13 protein-coding genes are annotated in these 18,465 nt (G+C 72.8%); 7 read left to right on the plus strand and 6 right to left on the minus strand.

Going from position 1 to position 18,465, the window contains the following annotated elements; genetic code table 11:
- The first annotated feature begins 12 nt into the window (after window positions 1-12).
- Window positions 13-1,923 (plus strand): DNA helicase RecQ, encoded by a 1,911-nt coding sequence (recQ, locus tag BW996_RS00235; protein WP_037484066.1) that lies wholly within the window; start codon window positions 13-15, stop codon window positions 1,921-1,923.
- Window positions 1,924-1,938: 15 nt separating this feature from the next.
- Here recQ and BW996_RS00240 read toward each other — a convergent pair whose 3' ends face one another.
- Window positions 1,939-3,267, minus strand: coding sequence for a carboxylate--amine ligase (locus BW996_RS00240; RefSeq protein WP_037484068.1), 1,329 nt, complete (start codon window positions 3,265-3,267; stop codon window positions 1,939-1,941).
- 464 nt (window positions 3,268-3,731) lie between these two features.
- On the opposite strand from BW996_RS00240, the gene BW996_RS00245 reads away from it, so the two are divergent.
- Both BW996_RS00245 and BW996_RS00250 read left to right on the plus strand, forming a co-directional pair.
- Window positions 3,732-5,981: a hypothetical protein gene (locus tag BW996_RS00245; protein ID WP_139330673.1), complete on the plus strand. Its 2,250-nt coding sequence runs from the start codon at window positions 3,732-3,734 to the stop codon at window positions 5,979-5,981.
- A complete protein-coding gene (locus BW996_RS00250) occupies window positions 5,978-7,624 on the plus strand; it encodes a substrate-binding domain-containing protein (RefSeq protein ID WP_139330674.1) in 1,647 nt (548 codons plus the stop codon). The genes BW996_RS00245 and BW996_RS00250 overlap by 4 nt, the downstream gene beginning before the upstream one ends.
- Here the strand turns inward: BW996_RS00250 and BW996_RS00255 are convergent.
- From BW996_RS00255 to fabI, 5 genes are all read right to left on the minus strand, one after another.
- The gene (locus BW996_RS00255) at window positions 7,611-8,057 is read right to left on the minus strand and encodes a hypothetical protein (protein WP_037484072.1); all 447 of its coding nucleotides are present in this window, start codon (window positions 8,055-8,057) and stop codon (window positions 7,611-7,613) included. The genes BW996_RS00250 and BW996_RS00255 overlap by 14 nt on opposite strands.
- An 89-nt stretch (window positions 8,058-8,146) precedes the next feature.
- The gene (locus tag BW996_RS00260; RefSeq protein ID WP_037484073.1) at window positions 8,147-9,916 is read right to left on the minus strand and encodes a PHA/PHB synthase family protein; all 1,770 of its coding nucleotides are present in this window, start codon (window positions 9,914-9,916) and stop codon (window positions 8,147-8,149) included.
- Window positions 9,917-9,934: 18 nt separating this feature from the next.
- A complete protein-coding gene (locus BW996_RS00265; RefSeq protein ID WP_076458441.1) occupies window positions 9,935-11,236 on the minus strand; it encodes an acetate/propionate family kinase in 1,302 nt (433 codons plus the stop codon).
- Window positions 11,233-12,654: a bifunctional enoyl-CoA hydratase/phosphate acetyltransferase gene (locus tag BW996_RS00270; RefSeq protein ID WP_037484125.1), complete on the minus strand. Its 1,422-nt coding sequence runs from the start codon at window positions 12,652-12,654 to the stop codon at window positions 11,233-11,235. Before BW996_RS00270 ends, BW996_RS00265 begins: the two co-directional genes overlap by 4 nt.
- Before the next feature lie 43 nt (window positions 12,655-12,697).
- Window positions 12,698-13,489: an enoyl-ACP reductase FabI gene (gene fabI / locus BW996_RS00275; RefSeq protein ID WP_037484127.1), complete on the minus strand. Its 792-nt coding sequence runs from the start codon at window positions 13,487-13,489 to the stop codon at window positions 12,698-12,700.
- Between the two features lie 240 nt (window positions 13,490-13,729).
- Between fabI and BW996_RS00280 the strand changes: the two genes are divergently transcribed.
- Genes BW996_RS00280 through BW996_RS00295 form a run of 4 tightly spaced genes read left to right on the plus strand, consistent with a single transcriptional unit; the run spans window position 13,730 to window position 18,445 of the window.
- Window positions 13,730-14,755: a BMP family lipoprotein gene (locus BW996_RS00280; RefSeq protein ID WP_051632131.1), complete on the plus strand. Its 1,026-nt coding sequence runs from the start codon at window positions 13,730-13,732 to the stop codon at window positions 14,753-14,755.
- 32 nt (window positions 14,756-14,787) lie between these two features.
- Window positions 14,788-16,320: an ABC transporter ATP-binding protein gene (locus BW996_RS00285; RefSeq protein ID WP_037484075.1), complete on the plus strand. Its 1,533-nt coding sequence runs from the start codon at window positions 14,788-14,790 to the stop codon at window positions 16,318-16,320.
- Window positions 16,317-17,465: an ABC transporter permease gene (locus BW996_RS00290; RefSeq protein WP_037484077.1), complete on the plus strand. Its 1,149-nt coding sequence runs from the start codon at window positions 16,317-16,319 to the stop codon at window positions 17,463-17,465. The genes BW996_RS00285 and BW996_RS00290 overlap by 4 nt, the downstream gene beginning before the upstream one ends.
- On the plus strand, window positions 17,462-18,445 hold the full coding sequence (locus tag BW996_RS00295; protein ID WP_037484131.1) for an ABC transporter permease: 984 nt from the start codon (window positions 17,462-17,464) through the stop codon (window positions 18,443-18,445). The genes BW996_RS00290 and BW996_RS00295 overlap by 4 nt, the downstream gene beginning before the upstream one ends.
- Window positions 18,446-18,465 lie beyond the last annotated feature (20 nt).

Below are 18,465 nucleotides of genomic sequence, written 5' to 3' on the forward strand. Positions count from 1 at the left end.
ATCGGCCCGATCATGAACGCGCCCGACCCGACCCCGCCGTCCCCCACCGTCGCTGCCGCTCGGCGCGTGCTCGCCGAGGTGTTCGGCTATGGCGCCTTCCGCGGCCAGCAGCAGGACATCGTCGAGCAGGTCATCGACGGCGGCGACGCGCTGGTGCTGATGCCCACCGGCGGCGGCAAAAGCCTCTGCTACCAGATCCCGGCGATCGTGCGCCATGGCGGCGGCCAGGGCGTCACGGTGGTGGTCAGCCCGCTGATCGCGCTGATGCAGGACCAGGTCGGCGCGCTCGACGAGGTTGGCGTGCCGGCGGCCTTCCTGAACTCCTCGCTGGGCGCGCAGGAGGCCTCGGCGGTCGAGCGCGACCTGCTGGCCGGGCGGCTGACGCTGCTGTACGTGGCGCCCGAGCGGCTGCTGACGCCGCGCTTCCTGGCGATGATGGAATCGCTGCACGAGCGCGGCCTGCTCGGCCTGTTCGCGATCGACGAGGCGCACTGCGTCAGCCAGTGGGGCCACGACTTCCGCGAGGAATACCTGGGCTTGAGCGCGCTGCACGAGCGCTTCCCCGCAGTGCCGCGCATCGCGCTGACCGCCACCGCCGACGACCACACCCGCGCCGACATCGTCGAGCGGCTGCAGCTGCAGGACGCGCGGCTGTTCGTCAGCAGCTTCGACCGTCCGAACATCCGCTACACCATCGTCGAGCGCGACAACGCCCGCACCCAGCTGCTGCGCTTCATCCGCGACGAGCACGAGGGCGACGCCGGCGTCATCTACTGCGGCAGCCGCAAGAAGGTCGAGGAGACCGCCGCCTGGCTGCAGGACGAGGGCGTGCCGGCGCTGCCCTATCACGCCGGGCTGGACGCCGGCACCCGCAAGTACCACCAGGACCGCTTCCTGCGGGAAGAAGGGCTGGTGATGGTGGCCACCATCGCCTTCGGCATGGGCATCGACAAGCCGGACGTGCGCTTCGTCGCCCACCTCGACCTGCCCAAGAACATCGAGGGCTACTACCAGGAAACCGGCCGCGCCGGCCGCGACGGCCAGCCCGCCGACGCCTGGATGACCTACGGCCTGGCCGATGTGGTGCACCAGCGCCGCATGATCGACGACAGCCCGGCCGCCGACGAGTTCAAGCGGGTGCAGCGCGGCAAGCTCGACGCGCTGCTGGCGCTGGCCGAGGCGCACGACTGCCGCCGCGTGCGCCTGCTGGCCTATTTCGGCGAGGCCAGCGGCCCTTGCGGCAACTGCGACAACTGCCTGCATCCGCCCACCACCTGGGACAGCACCGACGCCGCGCGCAAGGCGCTGAGCTGCATCTACCGCTTCGCCCAGCATGGCCGCGAGACGCAGGGGCCGCGCAGCTTCGGCGCGGTGCATCTGATCGACGTGCTGCGCGGCAAGCCGACCGACAAGGTCGGGCAGTACGGTCACGCGGGCCTGAGCACCTTCGGCATCGGCGCGGACCTGCCCGAGGCGCAGTGGCGTGCGGTGCTGCGCCAGCTCGTCGCGCTGGGCCATGTGGTGGCCGAGGGCGAGTACGGCACGCTGGCACTGACCGACGCCGCGCGCGCGGTGCTGCGCGGCGAGGTGCGGCTGCAGATGCGGGTGCCGGCCGCGCCGGTGCGCGGGCGCTCGAAGCGCGGCCGCGCCGGCGCCGATGCTGCAGGCAAGGGGGCACGCTCCGCGCCGGCCGATCTGGTCGGACCGCAGCTCGAGCGCTTCGAAGCGCTGCGCGCCTGGCGCTCCGGCGTCGCACGCGAGCACAACATTCCCGCCTACCTGGTCTTCAACGACGCCACGCTGGTCGAGATGGCGCGCCGCCAGCCGGGCACGCTCGACGAGCTCGGCCAGGTCAGCGGCGTGGGCGGCCGCAAGCTGGCGGCCTATGGCGATGCGCTGCTCGAGGTGCTGGGCAGCTCCTGAGGGCGAGGGCGCGCTTCAGCGGCCCTTGAAGGCCGGATCCTCGGCTTCCTCGAAGATCGTCTGCATCGATGGGCGCGGCGCGGTCTGGCGTGCCGGCCGAGCGCGCCGGATGAGCTTCTGCGCGAACCAGTCCCGCGTCAGGTGCAGCGCCGGGCCCAGATCGTCCATCGGCGCGAGCTGGCGCACCGTGCCGGGACGCAGCAGCGTGCCCAGGTAGCGAGACCAGCTCAGCTCGCCCTCGCGCACATACTGGCGCACGGCGCGGAAGTCGCATTTCTCGTTGAGATAGCGCAGGCCGGTGCGGCGTTTCGAGGGCGCTGCGGCCGGCAGGCCGCAGGCATCGCGCCAGGCCATCTCGGGCAGGTTCATGCCGCAGCGCGTCGTCAGGATGTGCCACTGGCTCAGCCGCGGATTGATCTCCAGCAGCTTGTACGCCCCGGTGAGCGCGTGGCGCTTGAAGTCGAGATTGGCCACGCCGCGGTAGCCGATGCGCGTCAGCACCTCGGCGGCGAGCTGCTCCAGCTCGGGCAGGCGCAGGTTCTCGCAGTAGGAGCCGCTGCCGACATGCGGCGGATCGTGGCGCAGCTTGCGCCCGCAGCTGCTGGCGCGCACCGCGCCGTCCGGGCCGATGTAGACATCGACGGTGAAATGCTCGACGTCGCCGCCCGGCACGTACTCCTGCGCGATGATGTGGAAGCCGTGCGGCGCCAGCATGCGCGCGATCTCGCGCAGCCGCTCCGGCGTCTCGACCACCACCGCCTTGGCGCGTGCCACCGCCGGCTCCACGCCCGGGTGCTGCCAGGCCACCGGCTGCGCCGGCTTGACGATCATCGGGAAGGCGATCTCGCCGGCGATGATGTCCTCGATCTGCGCCATGCGTTCGATCCGCAGGGTGCGCGGCACCGGCAGATCATGCTGCCGGACCAGATCGTCGAAGCGCGCCTTGTCCACCAGTTTCGCCACCAGGTCGGGCGCAGCCAGTGCCGGCCGGATGCGCTCGCCCAGGTCGGGCAGGACTTCCAGCAACGCCTGCAGATCCGGGTCCGCGGTCGGGAAGACCACGGGCGCCGCGCCGTGCTCGGCTTCGATCTCGCGCAGCACACGTGCCAGACGCTTCGGGTGACGAGTGAAGTTCGGCACATGCCGGAAACCCGTGCAGTGGCGTGAATGGCGTGATGGCGGCTGCGCGTACTCGCCGATCACGATCACCGTGATGCCGCGCTCGCCCAGCGAGCGCACCGCGTTCAGATCGCCTTCAGGCGCGCCGGCGCAGGCCAGCACGACGGCAGGCGCCTGCCGCGCGGGCAGGACAGGCCGGGACGAGCGATCGAAGCGATGGAGCATGGTGTGGGTGCACCCGCGCGGGTGCCCTTTGTTGTCGGTTTTTGAACAGCGAGATCAGGTAGAAAAAATAGTCCAAGAACGCATCGGTCCAGCTTCGGTTACGTAATCGATCCGATCTAAATCATTTCCGCTTGTTATTTTTGCGGTTTGATTGTTGATTGTTGATCTATTAGGTACACCGGTTCGAGGGGGTTCCTGTGATGGGTCTTTTGTGCTTGCCTGAAAAGTCTTCGCTGGGCGTCAGGCCGATTCCGGGCGTGATCAGCAAGGCCGATCCGGACAAGAATGGGCCGGGATCATGCCAATGATCCGTGAAATTTTTTACGATTTTCTCATCTTGCGCTGGTACGGTCAGGTCGTCAAATCGCCGATCGGTGCCGGGTCGTACCCATGTGCGGGGGCGCGACAGCAATGGCGAGGTGCTGTCATGAACATGACACATCGTGACAGGAGAGTCGCGGTCCATGCGACAAGTCCTCCTTGGTACCGGTGTGTTCGCCCGGCAGATCCTGCAGGCGCTCGAGCGGCGTCACCAGGTGGCGCCGGCGCGCGTGCCCGGCCTGCCGGTGACCGAGCCCTTGCCGGCGCCGCTGCCGCCGCGGTGGTGCCTTGATGCCGAGGAGCCGCTGCCGCCGTGGCCGGCCGATCAGACGCCGGAGCGGGTGCATCTGGTGTTCTCGCCGCAGGAGCTGTCGCCGCAGGCGCTGGCCGATCGCCTGCGGCAGCTGTGGGCGCGCCAGCCCGGGCTGCAGGTCGAGCTGCATCTCGACCGGATCGCCGGTGTCGACCGGCTGCCGCTGGCGGGTGATCTGGTCTGCTGGGTGCCTGCGGCCGGTCAGGCCGATGCGCAGGCGATGGCAGGCTGGCTGCTGCAGCGTCTGGCGCTGCAGCTTGATCTGGTCGACCGGGTCGATCCGGCTGATGCGGTCGATCCTGCTGAGCCGACCAGCGTGCGGCTGCGCAGCTGGGCGCTGAGCGAGTGCCGCGCCGATCTTTCCGCGGTGCGCGCGCATTTGTCCGAGGTGCTTCTGGGGCAACTGCTGCGGCTGTTGCGCCTGGGGCTGCCGGGGGATGCCGCGTCGGCAGCCGGGGCGCTGGCTGATCTGCCGATGCTGCCGGATGCGAGCGGTCTGACGCTGGGCGCCGCCCAGTCCGGCGCGATGTGGCAGCGGCTGGCGCTCCATTACCAGGGGCTGGTGCGGCAGTGCGAGCCCGCCCGGCAGGCGGCGGAGCTGCGCCGGCTGTTTGCGCTGGGCGTGCACGAGGGCTTCGACGGCCGCGGCGTCGAGGCCGCGATGTGTGCCGACGAGGCGCTGCTGCAGCAGCGCGCCGAGGGCTGGTGCCAGGCGGTCGAGGCCCGGCTCTGGCAGGACTGGCGCAGCGGGCGGCTCTCGCTGGAGGGCGTGCGCGCGCAGGCGCAGCAGGTGCGGCAGCACCTGCTGCAGGCGGGCGAGGCGGCGACCCGGCAGCTGCGCCAGGACGAGGCCCTGGCCGACCGGCTGCAGGCGGCGCTGGACGAGCCATCGGCGCCGGCTGGCGGCCTGTCGCGCTGGCTCGGCGGCGCCCGTGCGCCGGATCTGTCGGCCTGGAGCCATGCGCTGCAGGCCTGGGCGCAGGCCCGCACCACCGCGGCCCGCTCGCGGCGCGAGCTTCGCCAGGTCGAGCGGCTGCAGGCGGCATGGCAGCGCTGTCTGGAGGCGGTCGAGGCGGCCGATCTGGCGCTGGCCAGCCTCGCGGCCGAGGCCCGTGCGGTGGCGCAGGCCCTGCTGATCGATCCGGCCACCGGGCCGCAGCGCCTGGACCGGCCCGAGCTGGTGCAGGCGCTGGCGCGCACCTGGGTCGGCAGCAGCGGACCGGAGCAGCGCCAGATGCTGGGCCGGCTGCGCGCCGATCTGTTCCTGCGTCTGGGCGAGACGGCCCGCTTCGAGACGCTGGCGCACCAGATCGGCGAGGACCGCGGCTGCGAGGCGCTGCGCCAGGCCTGCGACCGCGCGGTGGCCGCGCCGGTGGTGGCGTCGGTCGCGCAGTCGGGGGTGCAGTGGCTGCAGCGCCGCTGGGCGGACGAAGCCCTGCGCTGTCAGGATCTGGCGCGGCTGCAGCCTCGGCTGGCCGCGCCGGCAGCGCTGCAGCAGCGTGCGCTGGCCGCGCCGCTGCGTGACCGGATCGATCCGACGGCGGCGCTGCTGCCGACGCTCGGGCCGCGTGCGGCCGCGCTGGTCTGGCTGGCGCTGTCGGTGCCGCTGGCCGAGCTGCCCGAGCCGGTGCCGGCGCTGCCGCCCGAACTGCCGCCGGAACCCCTGCCCGAGCCCCCGCCCGAGCCCCCGCCCGAGCCACAATCCGAGCCGCAATCCGAGCCGCAGCCTGACCCCGTGCCGCCCTGGGCCGCGCGGCTGCTGCTGGCCGAGGCGCTGGATCTGCTGCGCGACGGTGGCGCGCAGGGCTGGCTGCGTGCCGAGCTCGACGACTTCGGCCTGGCGCTGGCGCTGCATCCGCTGGGCGCCGACTGGCCGGCGGTGCTGGCACGTCTGCAGGACGACGCCGACGAGCGCCGGCGGCTGCTGGACGACGCGCTGCAGCCGCTGCTGGGCGCCGTGCCGGCCTCGGCGCGGCTGCGCGAGGTGATCGCGCGCCGTGTCGCCGTGCTCGGCCCGGCATGGTCCGCCCCGGCTGCGGCCGCTCTCGAACTTCTCCGACAGGATGGGATGACTCCATGACTTCGACGACGCCCCTGACGACGCCCCCGGCGACGCCGCCCGACCGTGGGGTCTGCACCCAGTTGCCCGAGGCCTGCGGCCTGGCCGCCCGCCGCCAGCTGCAGCCGCTGACGGATGGCGCGGGCCGCTGCAGCGAATGCGGCTCTGCGCTGATGCTGCCGGCCGCGCCCGCGGCGGCAGCGCCCCCGGGGGCACGGCGCTGGCTGCTGCCGGTGCTGGCCCTGCTGCTGGTGCTGGCCGCGCTGGTCGGCTGGCTGCTGCAGCGCGGCACGAGCAGCCGTGTGGCGCCGGCCGAGCCCTCGCCGCCCTTGGCCGCGGCCGGGGCGTCGGCACCGCTGCTGCGCCTGCACGGCTCCAACACGGTCGGCGCCGCGCTGGCGCCGGCGCTGGTCAAGGCCTTCCTGGCCCGCGAGGGCTACACCGAGCTGTCCGCCACCCCGACCGCGCCGGAGGAACTGCGCATCGAGGCGCGCCGTCCGTCCGACGGCGCGCGGCTGGCGGTCGCGCTGGCCTCGCATGGCACCTCGACCGCCTTTGCCTCGCTGGCGGCGGGCCAGGCCGAGCTGGGCATGGCCTCGCGGCCGATCCAGGCCAAGGAGCGCGAGGCCACGAAGGCGCTCGGCGATCTGTCGGCCGAGGGCAGCGAATACATCGTCGCGCTCGACGGCGTGGCGGTGATCGTGCACCCGAGCAATCCGCTCAAGCAGCTGACGCTGGCGCAGCTGCGTGACCTGTTCACCGGCCGCACCGGCGACTGGTCGGCACTGGGGGCGCCGGCCGGTGCGGTGCGCCTGCATGCCCGCGACGAGAAGTCCGGCACCTGGGACACCTTCCGCGCGCTGGTGCTGGACAAGCAGGCGCTGGCCGCTGGCACCACCCGGCACGAGGACAGCCGCGCGCTGGCCGCGGCGGTAGCGGCCGATCCGATGGCGATCGGCTTTGTCGGTCTGCCCTATGCCGAGGCGGCCAAGACGCTGGCGCTGGCCGACGGTCAGGGCGCGGCGCTGCGCCCGAGCCGCTTCACCGTGGCCACCGAGGACTATGCGCTGGCGCGCCGGCTGTATTTCTATGTCGCCCGCGATGCGCAGCCGCTGGTACGCCGGCTGGCCGACTTCGCGGTCTCGGACGAGGGCCAGAAGGTGGCGCAGACGGTCGGCTTCATCGGACAGGCGCCCGAGGCCGATCCCGGTACCGCGGCGGTGCCCACCGATGTGCCGGCCGAATACCGCCGCCTGACCACCGGCGCGCAGCGGCTGGCGGTCAACCTGCGCTTCCGGCCCGGCTCCGATCAGCTCGACAACAAGGCGCTGCGCGATGTCGGGCGCATCACCCGGCTGCTCGAGCGTGATGGCGCCGGCTCGCGCCAGCTGATGCTGCTGGGCTTCTCGGACGATCGCGGCGACCGCTGCGCCAACATCGGCCTGTCGCAGCAGCGGGCCCGCGCGGTGGCGGCGGATCTGTCGACCTACGGCGTGCGCCCGGCGGTGGTGCAGGGCTATGGCCCGGCCGCGGCGGTGGCCTCGAACGACACCGAGGCCGGGCGCGAGCGCAATCGCCGCGTCGAGGTCTGGCTGCTGGACAAGCCGCCGGCCACGCCGGTGCAGCCCTTCGCCTGCGGCCAGGCCGCGCTCAGTACACGCTGATGCCGCTCCATCCGCTCAGCCCGGACTGGCCCGCGTCGTCCCAGGCGCGGGCGCGCAGGCTCAGCACGCTGCCGCCGGTGCCGTAGGGCAGCGAGATGTCGAGCACCCAGGGCGGACGGCGCACGCTGCCGAGGTGCTGCACCGCCCCGCCCGGGTAGACCATCTCGAAGTCGACCTGGGTGATGGCGTAGTCGTCGCGCGGCGAAGCGCTCAGCCGCACCGTGGTGCCGCCGGCGCCGCTGGCGGTGCTCAGGCTCATCGAGACGGTGGGCGGCGCGTCGTGGCTGCTGCCGTAGCCCGCCTCGATGCCCACCCCGACCGACACCCCACCGCCGCAGCCCGACAGGCCGAGCGCGCCGGCCGAGAGCGCGGCCAGCAGCACGAGGCGCGCGGCGCGCGGGAGGGACGGACGGGCGGGGCGGGCGGTGTTCATGGCGCGCTCAACGGCAGGCCGATCCGCGGCGTTGACGCCGTCGCCCGGACCTTCACCCGGGCTTCATCTGCGCTTCATCTTCGGGACGCTCAGTCCGGGTAGCGCACCATCACATGCGCGCCCGGCGCCGGCATCAGCGCCGCCTCGGGCGCGATCGTGCGTGCCGGCACCTGGCGGCCGCTGCCGTGCGCCAGCAGCCAGTCATGCCAGGCCGTCCACCACGAGCCCTCATGGCGCGGCGCGGCCTGCTGCCAGTCGTCCGGGCTCATCCACGGATCCTCGGCGCCACAGGCCAGCAGCGCGTAGTGGCGCCTGGGGTGGCCGGGCTCGCTGACGATGCCGGCGTTGTGGCCGCCGCTGGTCAGCACGAAGGTGAGCGCAGTCTCGGTCAGGCGCAGCACCTTGTAGACCGAGCGCCACGGCGAGACATGGTCCTTCTCGGTGCCGACGACGAACATCGGCTGGCGGATGTCCGACAGCGACACCGGCCGGCCCTCGACCGGATAGCGGTCCTCGGCCAGATCGTTGTGCAGGTAGCAGCGCCGCAGGTACTCGCCGTGCATGCGCGCGGGCATGCGGGTGACGTCGGCGTTCCAGGCCATCAGGTCGCTGGGCTGGCTGCGCTGGCCGAGCAGGTATTCCTGCATCCGCGTCGACCAGACCAGATCGCGCGAGTGCAGGAACTGGAAGGAGCCGGCCATCTGCCGCCCGCTCAGGAAGCCGCGCTCGGCCATCACCGCCTCGAGCAGCTGCACCTGCGCCTCGTCGATCAGCACGCCCAGCTCGCCGGGTTCGCTGAAGTCGGTCTCGGCCGCCAGCAGCGAGACCGAGGCCAGCGGCGCCATGCGCTCGGCACCCGCGACCTGACCCGGGCGCGCCAGCGCGGCCGCGCCGATCGACAGCAGCGTGCCGCCCAGGCAGTAGCCGCAGGCATGCACCGGCTCGCCCGGCACGAGCTCGGCGATGCGCGCCAGGCTGTCGAAGACGCCCAGGCGCAGGTAGTCGTCCATGCCGAGCTGGGCGTCGCCCGCGTCGGGGTTCTTCCAGCTCAGGATGAAGACGGTGTGGCCCTGCTCGGTCAGCCAGCGCACCATCGAGTTGTGCGGGCTCAGGTCGAGGATGTAGTACTTCATGATCCACGACGGCACGATCAGCACCGGCTCGGCCTGCACGGTGGCGGTGGTGGGCGCGTACTGGATCAGCTCGACCAGGCGGTTGCGCATCACCACCGCGCCGGGCGTGGTCGCGACCTCGATGCCGGGGCGGAACTCGCGCTCGGGCGGCTGCAGCGGCGCCAGGCCGTGGTCGCGGCGCCAGTCGTCGAACGCGTGCTGCGCGCCCTGGACCAGGTTGGCGCCGGCGGTCTCGCGGGTGCGGCGCAGCACCTCGGGGTTGAAGGGCAGGTTGCTCGGGCTGAGCAGGTCCAGCCACTGGTGCGCGAAGGTGCGCACCACCTCGGCGTGGTGGCGGGTGAGGCCGTCCAGGCGCATCGCCTCGTCCCACCAGCGCTCGCTGCGCTTGTAGGCATGGGCCAGGCCGCTCCAGGGCCAGGCGCGCCAGTCCTCGCTGGCGAAGCGCGGATCGCGCTGCACCGTCTCGTCGTCGCTGCACAGGCCGCTGGCGCAGTGCCCGGCCCATTCCACCGCGCCGGCCTGGGCCAGCGCGGCCAGCCGCAGCGCCTGGCCGGGCTGGCTGGCCAGATGCTGGGCCCAGTCCTGCCAGGCCAGCGACAGCGAGATCGGCGACAGGCCGGAGGTCAGCGGCGCCGAGCGGGCCATCAGCACCCGGTCCAGCGCGGCAGCGGCGGTGTCCGGATCAGGGGAGGGGTTCTGGGAAAGATGCGGGGAAGCGGCGTGCACGGTGGATCTCCGTCGTGATCAGGCGGCCAGCGATGCGCGGGCAGGGGGCGTGCCGGGTGCGGGTGCGGATGGGGCCGGTTCATGCGGCGCGTCCAGCAGCGCCCAGGCCGCCTGCGCGGCGATCCGGCCCTCGTCGGTCGGCACCACCCAGACCTCGACCGCGCTATCGGCGGCGTGAATGGCGCGGACCGTGTCGCCGGTGGCGGCGGCGTTGGCCTGCGGGTCGATCGAGACGCCGAGGAAATGCAGCGCCTCGGCCATCGCCGCGCGGGTGGCGGCGTCATGCTCGCCGATGCCGCCGGTGCACACCAGCACGTCCAGCCCGCCGAGCACCGCCGCCAGCGCGCCGCTCTCGCGGCGCAGCCGGTGTATGAACAGGTCGATCGCCCGCTGCGCGCGCGTCTGGCCCTGGCCGGCCAGGCGGCGCAGCAGCCGCATGTCCGCGCTCAGGCCCGACACGCCCAGCAGGCCGCTGTCCTTGTAGAGCAGCTTCTCGACCTGGGCCTCGGTCCAGCCCTGGCGCCACAGGTGCAGCACCACGCCGGGGTCGAGCGCGCCGCTGCGGCTGCCCATCATCAGGCCGTCGAGCGCCGAGAAGCCCATGGTCGTGGCGGCGCTGCGCCCGTCGATCGCGCCGCACAGGCTCGCGCCGCTGCCCAGATGCGCCATCAGCACCCGGCCGCCAGCGCGCGCGCTGAAGGCCGGCAGCACCTGCATCAGGTACTGGTAGGACAGGCCATGAAAGCCGTAGCGGCGAATGCCCTCGTCATGCAGCGCCTGCGGCAGCGCGAAGCGGGTTTCCAGATCGGGCAGGCTGGCGTGAAAGGCGGTGTCGAAGCAGCCGACCTGCGGCAGCGCCGGAAAGGCCTCGCGCAGCGCGGCCACGCCGGCGAGGTTGTGCGGCTGGTGCAGCGGCGCCAGCGGCGAGAGCCCGGCGAGCTGCGCCAGCGCCGCGTCATCCAGCACGACCGGCGCGACGAACTGCCCGCCGCCGTGCACGATGCGGTGCGCCACCGCGACGATCTGCGCCTGCGGCGCGCGCTCGGCCACATGGCGCTGCAGCGCCTGCAGCGCCACCGCGAAGCGTGCCTGCTCGTCGACCGGCGAGGGCAGCTCGGTCGGCACCTCGCCGCTCGGGCAGAGCCGCAGCGTGCCGCCGGGCTGCAGCCCGTCGAGCTGGCCGCTGGCGAAGGACGGGTGCGCGGCGAACGCCGCCGCCGAGTCGTCGCTGCGCGGGTAGAGCGCGAACTTCAGCGTCGAGGAGCCGGCGTTGACGACCAGGACCGCCGCCTCCGTCGCGGTCGCAGCGACGGCGTTCACGGCCGCTGCTCCCGCCAGGCCAGCGCCAGGCGCGCGGCCAGCGCCGCCGAGGCCAGCCGCGAGGCCTCGCCGTCGGCGCGGCTGGTCAGCGCGATCGGCACGCGTGCGCCCAGCACGATGCCGCAGCCGGCCGCGCCCGCCAGGTACTCGAGCTGCTTGGCCAGCATGTTGCCGGACTCCAGGTCCGGCACCAGCAGGATGTCGGCGTCGCCGGCCACCTCCGAGCGGATGCCCTTGATGCGCGCCGCCTCGGCCGAGATCGCGTTGTCGAAGGCCAGCGGGCCGTCGAGCAGGCCGCCAGTGATCTGGCCGCGGTCGGCCATCTTGCACAGCGCCGCGGCGTCCAGCGTCGAGACCATCTTCGGGTTGACCGTCTCGACCGCCGCCAGGATGGCGACCTTCGGCCGCGCCACGCCCAGCACCCGCGCCAGGTCGATCGCGCTGGCGACGATGTCGGCCTTGTCCTCCAGCGTCGGCGCGATGTTGATCGCCGCGTCGGTGATCAGGATCGGCTTCGGGTAGGTCGGAATATCGAAGCGGAAGACATGCGAGATGCGCCGCTTGGTGCGCAGCTGCGGCGTGGCGATCACCGCGTGCATCAGCTCGTCGGTGTGCAGGCTGCCCTTCATCAGCACCTCGACCTGGCCGGAGGCGGCCAGCTCGGCGGCGCGTGCGGCGGCGGCGTGGCTGTGCTCGACCGCCTCGATGCGCGCGTCGCCCAGGTCCAGCCCGGCCTGCTCGGCCACCGCGCGGATCTTCGCCTCCGGGCCGATCAGCCACGGCACGATCAGGCCGCGCCGCGCTGCCGCCAGCGCGCCGGCCAGCGAGGTGGCGTCGCAGGGATGGACCACGCCGCACTGCACCGGCGGCTGCCCGGCCAGATCGGCCGCCCAGCCGTCGATCCAGCGCGCCAGCCGGGCGTCGGGGTCGAACAGGTGCATCTGCGGCAGCGCCGCGCGCGCTCGGCTGACCTTCTGCATCGGCGCGCGCACCAGCGCCTCGCCGCTGACGACGGTGGCGCCCGTCTGGTTGGTGACCTGGCAGTCCAGCGTCAGGCGGTGGCGCTCGGTGTCGCGGGCGGTGACGATGACCTCGGCCGTCAGCGTGTCGCCAGCGCGCACCGGCAGGTGAAAGCGCAGCGTCTGGCCTTCGTAGATCGTGCCGGGGCCGGGAAACTCGGTGCCCAGCAGCGAGGAGATCATCGCGCCGGCCCACATGCCGTGCGCGATGGTGCCGTGGAAACGGGTCGCGTTGGCGTACTCCGGGTCGACATGGGCCGGGTTGACATCGCCCGAGACCAGCGCGAAGGCGACGATGTCGTCCTGCGTCAGCGTGCGGCTGACCCGGGCGCGCGCGCCCAGCGGCAGCTCGTCGAAGGTGAGGTTGGTGATCGGTTCGGTAGACGGGGTCGGGTTCATGGCGGTCATCGGGACAGGTCGCAGGAATCAGCGCACGACAGGGTCAGCGCACGACATGGAAGCCGGCATCGACGAAGAGGGTCTGGCCGCTCATGCCGCGCCCGCCCGGTCCGGCCAGGAAGGCCGCCAGCGCGCCGACCTCCTCGAGCGTGACCAGCCGGCGCAGCGGCGCCTCGGCGCGGGCGGTGGCCATCAGCGCCTCGAAGTCCTGCAGGCCGGAGGCCGCACGGGTGGGCATCGGTCCCGGCGAGATCGCGTGCACCCGCACGCCCTGCGGGCCCAGCTCGGCGGCCAGGTAGCGCACCAGCGATTCCAGCGCCGCCTTGACCGGGCCCATCAGGCCGTAGTGCGGGATGGCCTCGTCGGCGCCGAGGTAGCTCATCGTCATCAGCGCGGCGTCGTCCGACAGGTGCGGCTCGCAGGCCTTGGCCAGCGCGGCGAAGGAGTGGCACGACACCGTCATCGCCCGCGCGAAGCCGGCCGCCGAGCTGTCGATGACGCGTCCGCGCAGCTCGGCCAGCGGCGCCCAGGCGATCGAGTGGATGACGAAGTCGAGGCCGCCCAGATGATCGACCGCGGCCTGCACCAGCCGCTCCAGGTCGCCCTCGGTCTCGACGTTGCAGTCGACGAGTGGCGCCTGGACCGCATCGGCCAGCGGCTGCACGAAACTGCGCGCCTTCTCGTTCAGGCACGACAGCACCAGCGAGGCGCCCTGCGCGCGCGCCACCTGCGCGCAGCCCCAGGCGATGCTGTGCTCGTTGGCCACGCCCAGGATCAGGCCGCGGCGGCCCGCCAGCGGCAGGGAGACGGAGTCAGGGGTCGGGGAAGGGTTCATGCGCATCCTCGGCAAGGTTCGGTGAGTGCTGTGCTGCAGCATGCCAGCAGCTTCCCCGCCCAAGATGTCAGCTTGATGCTGCGGTGCAGCACCGTTGATGCATGTCAATTCCGGCGGGTCCGGCTGGCCGCTCCTGCGGCCTTGTCTCTCCGGCAAGCCCCGGGGAGACGATCGGGTATGGCTATTGCAGAATCCGTCACGCAATCCGCCCGCCTGTCACCGTGCCGAGAGGAGACGCCCATGCCTGCAGACACCCTTTTGTTTCGCCTGAATCCGGTCTTTCTGGCCACGGCCCTGGCCGGGGCGCTGCTGCTGGCGGCACCGATCGCCCGCGCCCAGGCCCAGCCGGCCGTCGTCTACGACGCCGGCGGCAAGTTCGACAAGTCCTTCAACGAGGCCGCGTACAACGGCATGGAGCGCTACAAGAAGGAGACCGGCGGCGGCTACCTCGAGTTCGAGATCGCCAACGACACCCAGCGCGAGCAGGCCTTCCGGCGCATGGCGCAGAAGGGCGCCAACCCGATCATCGCCATCGGCTTCACCCAGGCCTCGGCGCTGGAGAAGGTGGCCAAGGAGTTCCCGCAGCTCAAGTTCGCCATCGTCGACATGGTGGTCAACCTGCCCAATGTGCAGTCGGTGGTCTTCAAGGAGCAGGAGGGCTCCTTCCTGGCCGGCATGGCCGCGGCGATGGCGAGCAAGTCGGGCAAGGTCGGCTTCATCGGCGGCATGGACGTGCCGCTGATCCGCCGCTTCCAGTGCGGCTACGAGCAGGGCGCCAAATACGCCAACCCGAAGGCCGAGACGCTGGCCAACATGACGGGCACCACCCCGGCGGCCTGGAGCGATCCGACCCGCGGCGGCGAGCTGGCGCGCAACCAGTTCTCGCGCGGCGTCGACGTGATCTTCGCCGCCGCCGGCGGCACCGGCGTGGGCGTCTACCAGGCGGCCAAGGACCAGGGCCGCCTGGCCATCGGCGTCGACAGCAACCAGAACCACCTGCATCCGGGCACGATGCTGAGCTCGATGGTCAAGCGCGTGGACGTGGCGGTCTTCCAGATCGCCCGATCGGTCAAGGACAGCAGCTGGAAGTCGGGCGTGCAGGTGCTTGGCCTGAAGGAGAACGGCGTGGCGCTGGCGATGGACGAGCACAACGCGAAGCTGATCACGCCGGAGATGAAGAAGAAGCTCGATGCGGCGCAGGCCGACATCGTCGCCGGCCGCATCAAGGTCGCCGACTACATGGCCGACAACGCCTGCCGCTACTGAAGCCTGAAGCGAATGGCTCGCTCCCTGGTCGCATGATCGCGCTGCGCGGCATCCACAAGCGCTTCGGCAGCGTGCACGCCAACCGCGGCGTCACGCTGGAGGTGGCGCCTGGCTCGATCCACGCCCTGATCGGCGAGAACGGTGCCGGCAAGTCGACGCTGATGGCCGTTCTCTACGGCCTGCACCCGCCCGACGAGGGCACCATCGAGGTGGCCGGGCGCGCCCTGAAACCGGGCAGCGCCCGCGACGCGATCGCCGCCGGCATCGGCATGGTGCATCAGCATTTCATGCTGGTGGAGCGCTTCACGGTGCTGGAGAACATCGTGCTTGGCGCCGAGCAGGGCTTCGTGCTGGGCCCGAGCCTGGCGGCGGCGCGGCGCGAGGTGCTGCGGCTGGCGGCGGAGTTCGGCCTCGAGGTCGACCCGGACGCGGTGGCGGCTGAGCTGCCGGTGGGCGTGCTGCAGCGCGTCGAGATCCTGAAGGCGCTGTACCGCGGCGCCAAGGTGCTGATCCTCGACGAGCCGACCGGCGTGCTCACGCCGCAGGAGGCCGACCAGCTCATGCGCATGCTGCGCCAGCTGAAAAGCCGCGGCACCACGGTGCTGCTGATCACGCACAAGCTGCGCGAGGTGCTGGCGGTGAGCGACCGGGTCACGGTGATGCGCGCCGGCGAGGTGGTCGCCACCCGCGAGACGGCCGCCACCACCGAGGCCGAGCTGGCCGAGCTGATGGTCGGGCGCAAGGTGCGGCTCGGCCGCGAGGGGCCGGCGGCGGTGGCGGGCGCGGCGGTGCTGACGGCGCGCGGCCTGGGCTGGCGCGACGCGCAGGGCGTGGTGCGGCTGTCGGACATCGACCTGAGCCTGCGCGCGGGCGAGATTGTCGGCGTGGCGGGCGTCTCGGGCAACGGCCAGAGCGAGCTGCTGGAGCTGCTGGCCGGGCTGCGGCCGCTGCAGACCGGCGAGATCGCGCTGGCGGCCGATGCGGTGCACCAGCGCGCGGTCTGGCCGCTCGATCCGCACCGGCTGCGCCAGCTCGGCGTGGCGCATGTGCCGGAGGATCGCCATCGCCTGGGCCTGGTCCTGGCGTTCGAGGCCTGGGAGTCGGCCGCGCTCGGCTACACCGACGATGCGGCCATCACCCGCGGCCCGGCCGCGCTGGGCCTGCTCGACCACGGCGCGATGCGCGCGCAGTGCGCCGAGATGATGGCCGCCTTCGACGTGCGCCCGCCCGATCCGGCCTGGCGCTCGGCGAAGTTCTCCGGCGGCAACCAGCAGAAGCTGGTCATCGCGCGCGAGCTGCGCCGCGCGCCGCGCCTGCTGCTGATCGGCCAGCCCACGCGCGGCGTCGATATCGGCGCGATCGAGACGATTCACCGCGCGCTGCGCCGGCTGCGCGATGCCGGCTGCGCGGTGCTGCTGGTGTCGACCGAGCTCGACGAGATCCTGGCGCTGGCCGATCGCATCGTCGTGATGTCGCAGGGCCGCATCACCGGCGAGATGATGCGCGACGACGCCGACGAGGTGACGATCGGCCGCTGCATGGGCCAGGGAGGGGCCGCGGCATGAGCGCAGCGACCGCAGGACACGGGGCGCCGCTGCCGCGCTGGATCGACTTCGGCGTGCTGCCGCTGCTCAACGTGCTGATGGCGCTGACGGTGGCGGGCGCGCTGGTGGCGCTGCTCGGCCACAGCCCGGCGCAGGCGATGCGGCTGCTGGTCGAGGGCGCCTTCGGCTCCGGGCTGGCCTGGGGCTACACGCTGCACTACACGACCAACTTCATCTTCACGGGCCTGGCGGTGGCGCTGGCCGCGCACGCCGGCCTGTTCAACATCGGCGCCGAGGGGCAGGCCTCGGTCGGCGGGCTGCTGGCCTGCGTCGTCGCGCTGGCGCTGGACCGCTGGTTGCCGGGCTGGGCGGTGGTGCTGCTGGCGATGCCGGCAGCGGCGGTGGGCGGCGCGGCCTGGGCGGCGGTGCCGGCCTGGCTGCAGGCGCGCCGCGGCAGCCACATCGTCATCACGACGATCATGTTCAATTTCCTGGCCTCGGCGCTGCTGGTCTGGCTGCTGGTCAATGTGCTGGCGGTGCCGGGCAATCCGTCGGTGGAGAGCCGGGCGCTGGCCGAGGGCGTCGGGCTGCCGACGGCGCAGGCGCTGCTGGCCGCGGTCGGCGTGCAGGCGCCGGCCACGCCGCTGAACGCGGCCCTGGTGCTGGCGCTGCTGTGCGCGGCCGGGCTGTGGGTCGTGCTGTGGCACACCCGGCTGGGGTTCGCGCTGCGCACGCTCGGCCACGCGCCGGGCGCGGCGCACTACGCCGGGCTGTCGTCGGTGCGGCTGACGCTGATCGCGCTGATGAGCTCGGGTGCGCTGGCCGGCGGCGTCGGCATCAACGAGGTGCTGGGCGTGCATCACCGGCTGCTGCTGGACTTCGTCGCCGGCGCGGGCTTCACCGGCATCGCGGTGGCGCTGATGGGGCGCAATCACCCGGCTGGCATCGTGCTGGCGGCGCTGCTGTTCGGCGCGCTGGTGCAGGGTGGCTCCGAGCTGGCCTTCGAGATCCCGACCTTCTCGCGCGACATGGTGACGGCGGTGCAGGGCCTGGTGGTGCTGTTCTGCGGCGCGCTGGCGCTGATGCTGCGGCCGCTGGTGGCGCGCCTGTGGACCTTGTGGACGCGGCGGGCGCTGCGTGCCGCGCCGGCCGGGGAGGGCGCATGAGCGAGCTGCAGGAGCTGGCGACCGTCGTCGCCTCGGTGCTGGGCGCGACGCTGCGCATCAGCGTGCCGCTGGTGCTGTGCGCGCTGGCCGGGGTGCTGAGCGAGCGCGCCGGCGTCATCGACATCGGCCTGGAGGGCAAGCTGCTGGCGGCGGCCTTCGCCGCGGCGGTGGCGGGTGCCTTCGGCTGGCCGGCCGGGGCGGCGCTGCTGGCGGCGGTCGCGACCGGCATGGCGCTGTCGGCGGTGCACGGGCTGGCCTGCATCCGCTTTCGCGGCGACCAGATCGTCTCCGGCGTGGCGATCAACATCCTGGCGCTCGGGCTGACCGCGGTCATCGGCCTGCACCTGTTCCAGCGCGGCGGACGCACGCCCGACGTGCCGCCTGAAGGTCGCTTCGGCGTGCTGTTCGACGCGGCGGCGCGTGCGGTGCAGGACTGGCCGCTGCTCGGACCGCTGCTGGCCGAGGCGCTGCTGCGCCACACGCTGCTGACCTGGCTGGCCTTCGCGCTGGTGCCGGCGGTGTGGTGGCTGCTCTACCGCACCCGCTTCGGGCTGCGGCTGCGCGCGGTCGGCGAGAACCCGGCGATGGTGGATGCCGCCGGCATCTCGGTGGCCGGGCTGCGCTGGCGCGCGGTGCTGCTGGCCGGCGTGCTGTGCGGCATCGCCGGGGCCTTCCTGACGCTGGCGCAGAACGCCAGCTTCACGCCGGGCATGAGCGCCGGCCGCGGCTTCATGGCGCTGGCGGCGATGGTCTTCGGCCACTGGCATCCGGTGCGTGCGCTGTGGGCCTGTCTGCTGTTCGGCCTGCTCGACGCGGTGGCGATCCGACTGCAGGGCACGGTGCTGCCGGGCCTGGGCGCGGTGCCGGTCGAGCTGATTCAGGCGCTGCCCTATCTGTTCACCGTGGTGCTGCTGGCGGGCTTCTTCGGCCGCGCGCAGGCGCCGGCAGCGCTTGGGCAGTCGTTCACGAAGGAGCGCTGAGAGGCGCGCTGAACGGCGGG

Origin of the sequence: Sphaerotilus natans (genome assembly GCF_900156335.1) — a bacterium.
In the GTDB taxonomy this organism is placed as follows: domain Bacteria; phylum Pseudomonadota; class Gammaproteobacteria; order Burkholderiales; family Burkholderiaceae_C; genus Sphaerotilus; species Sphaerotilus natans.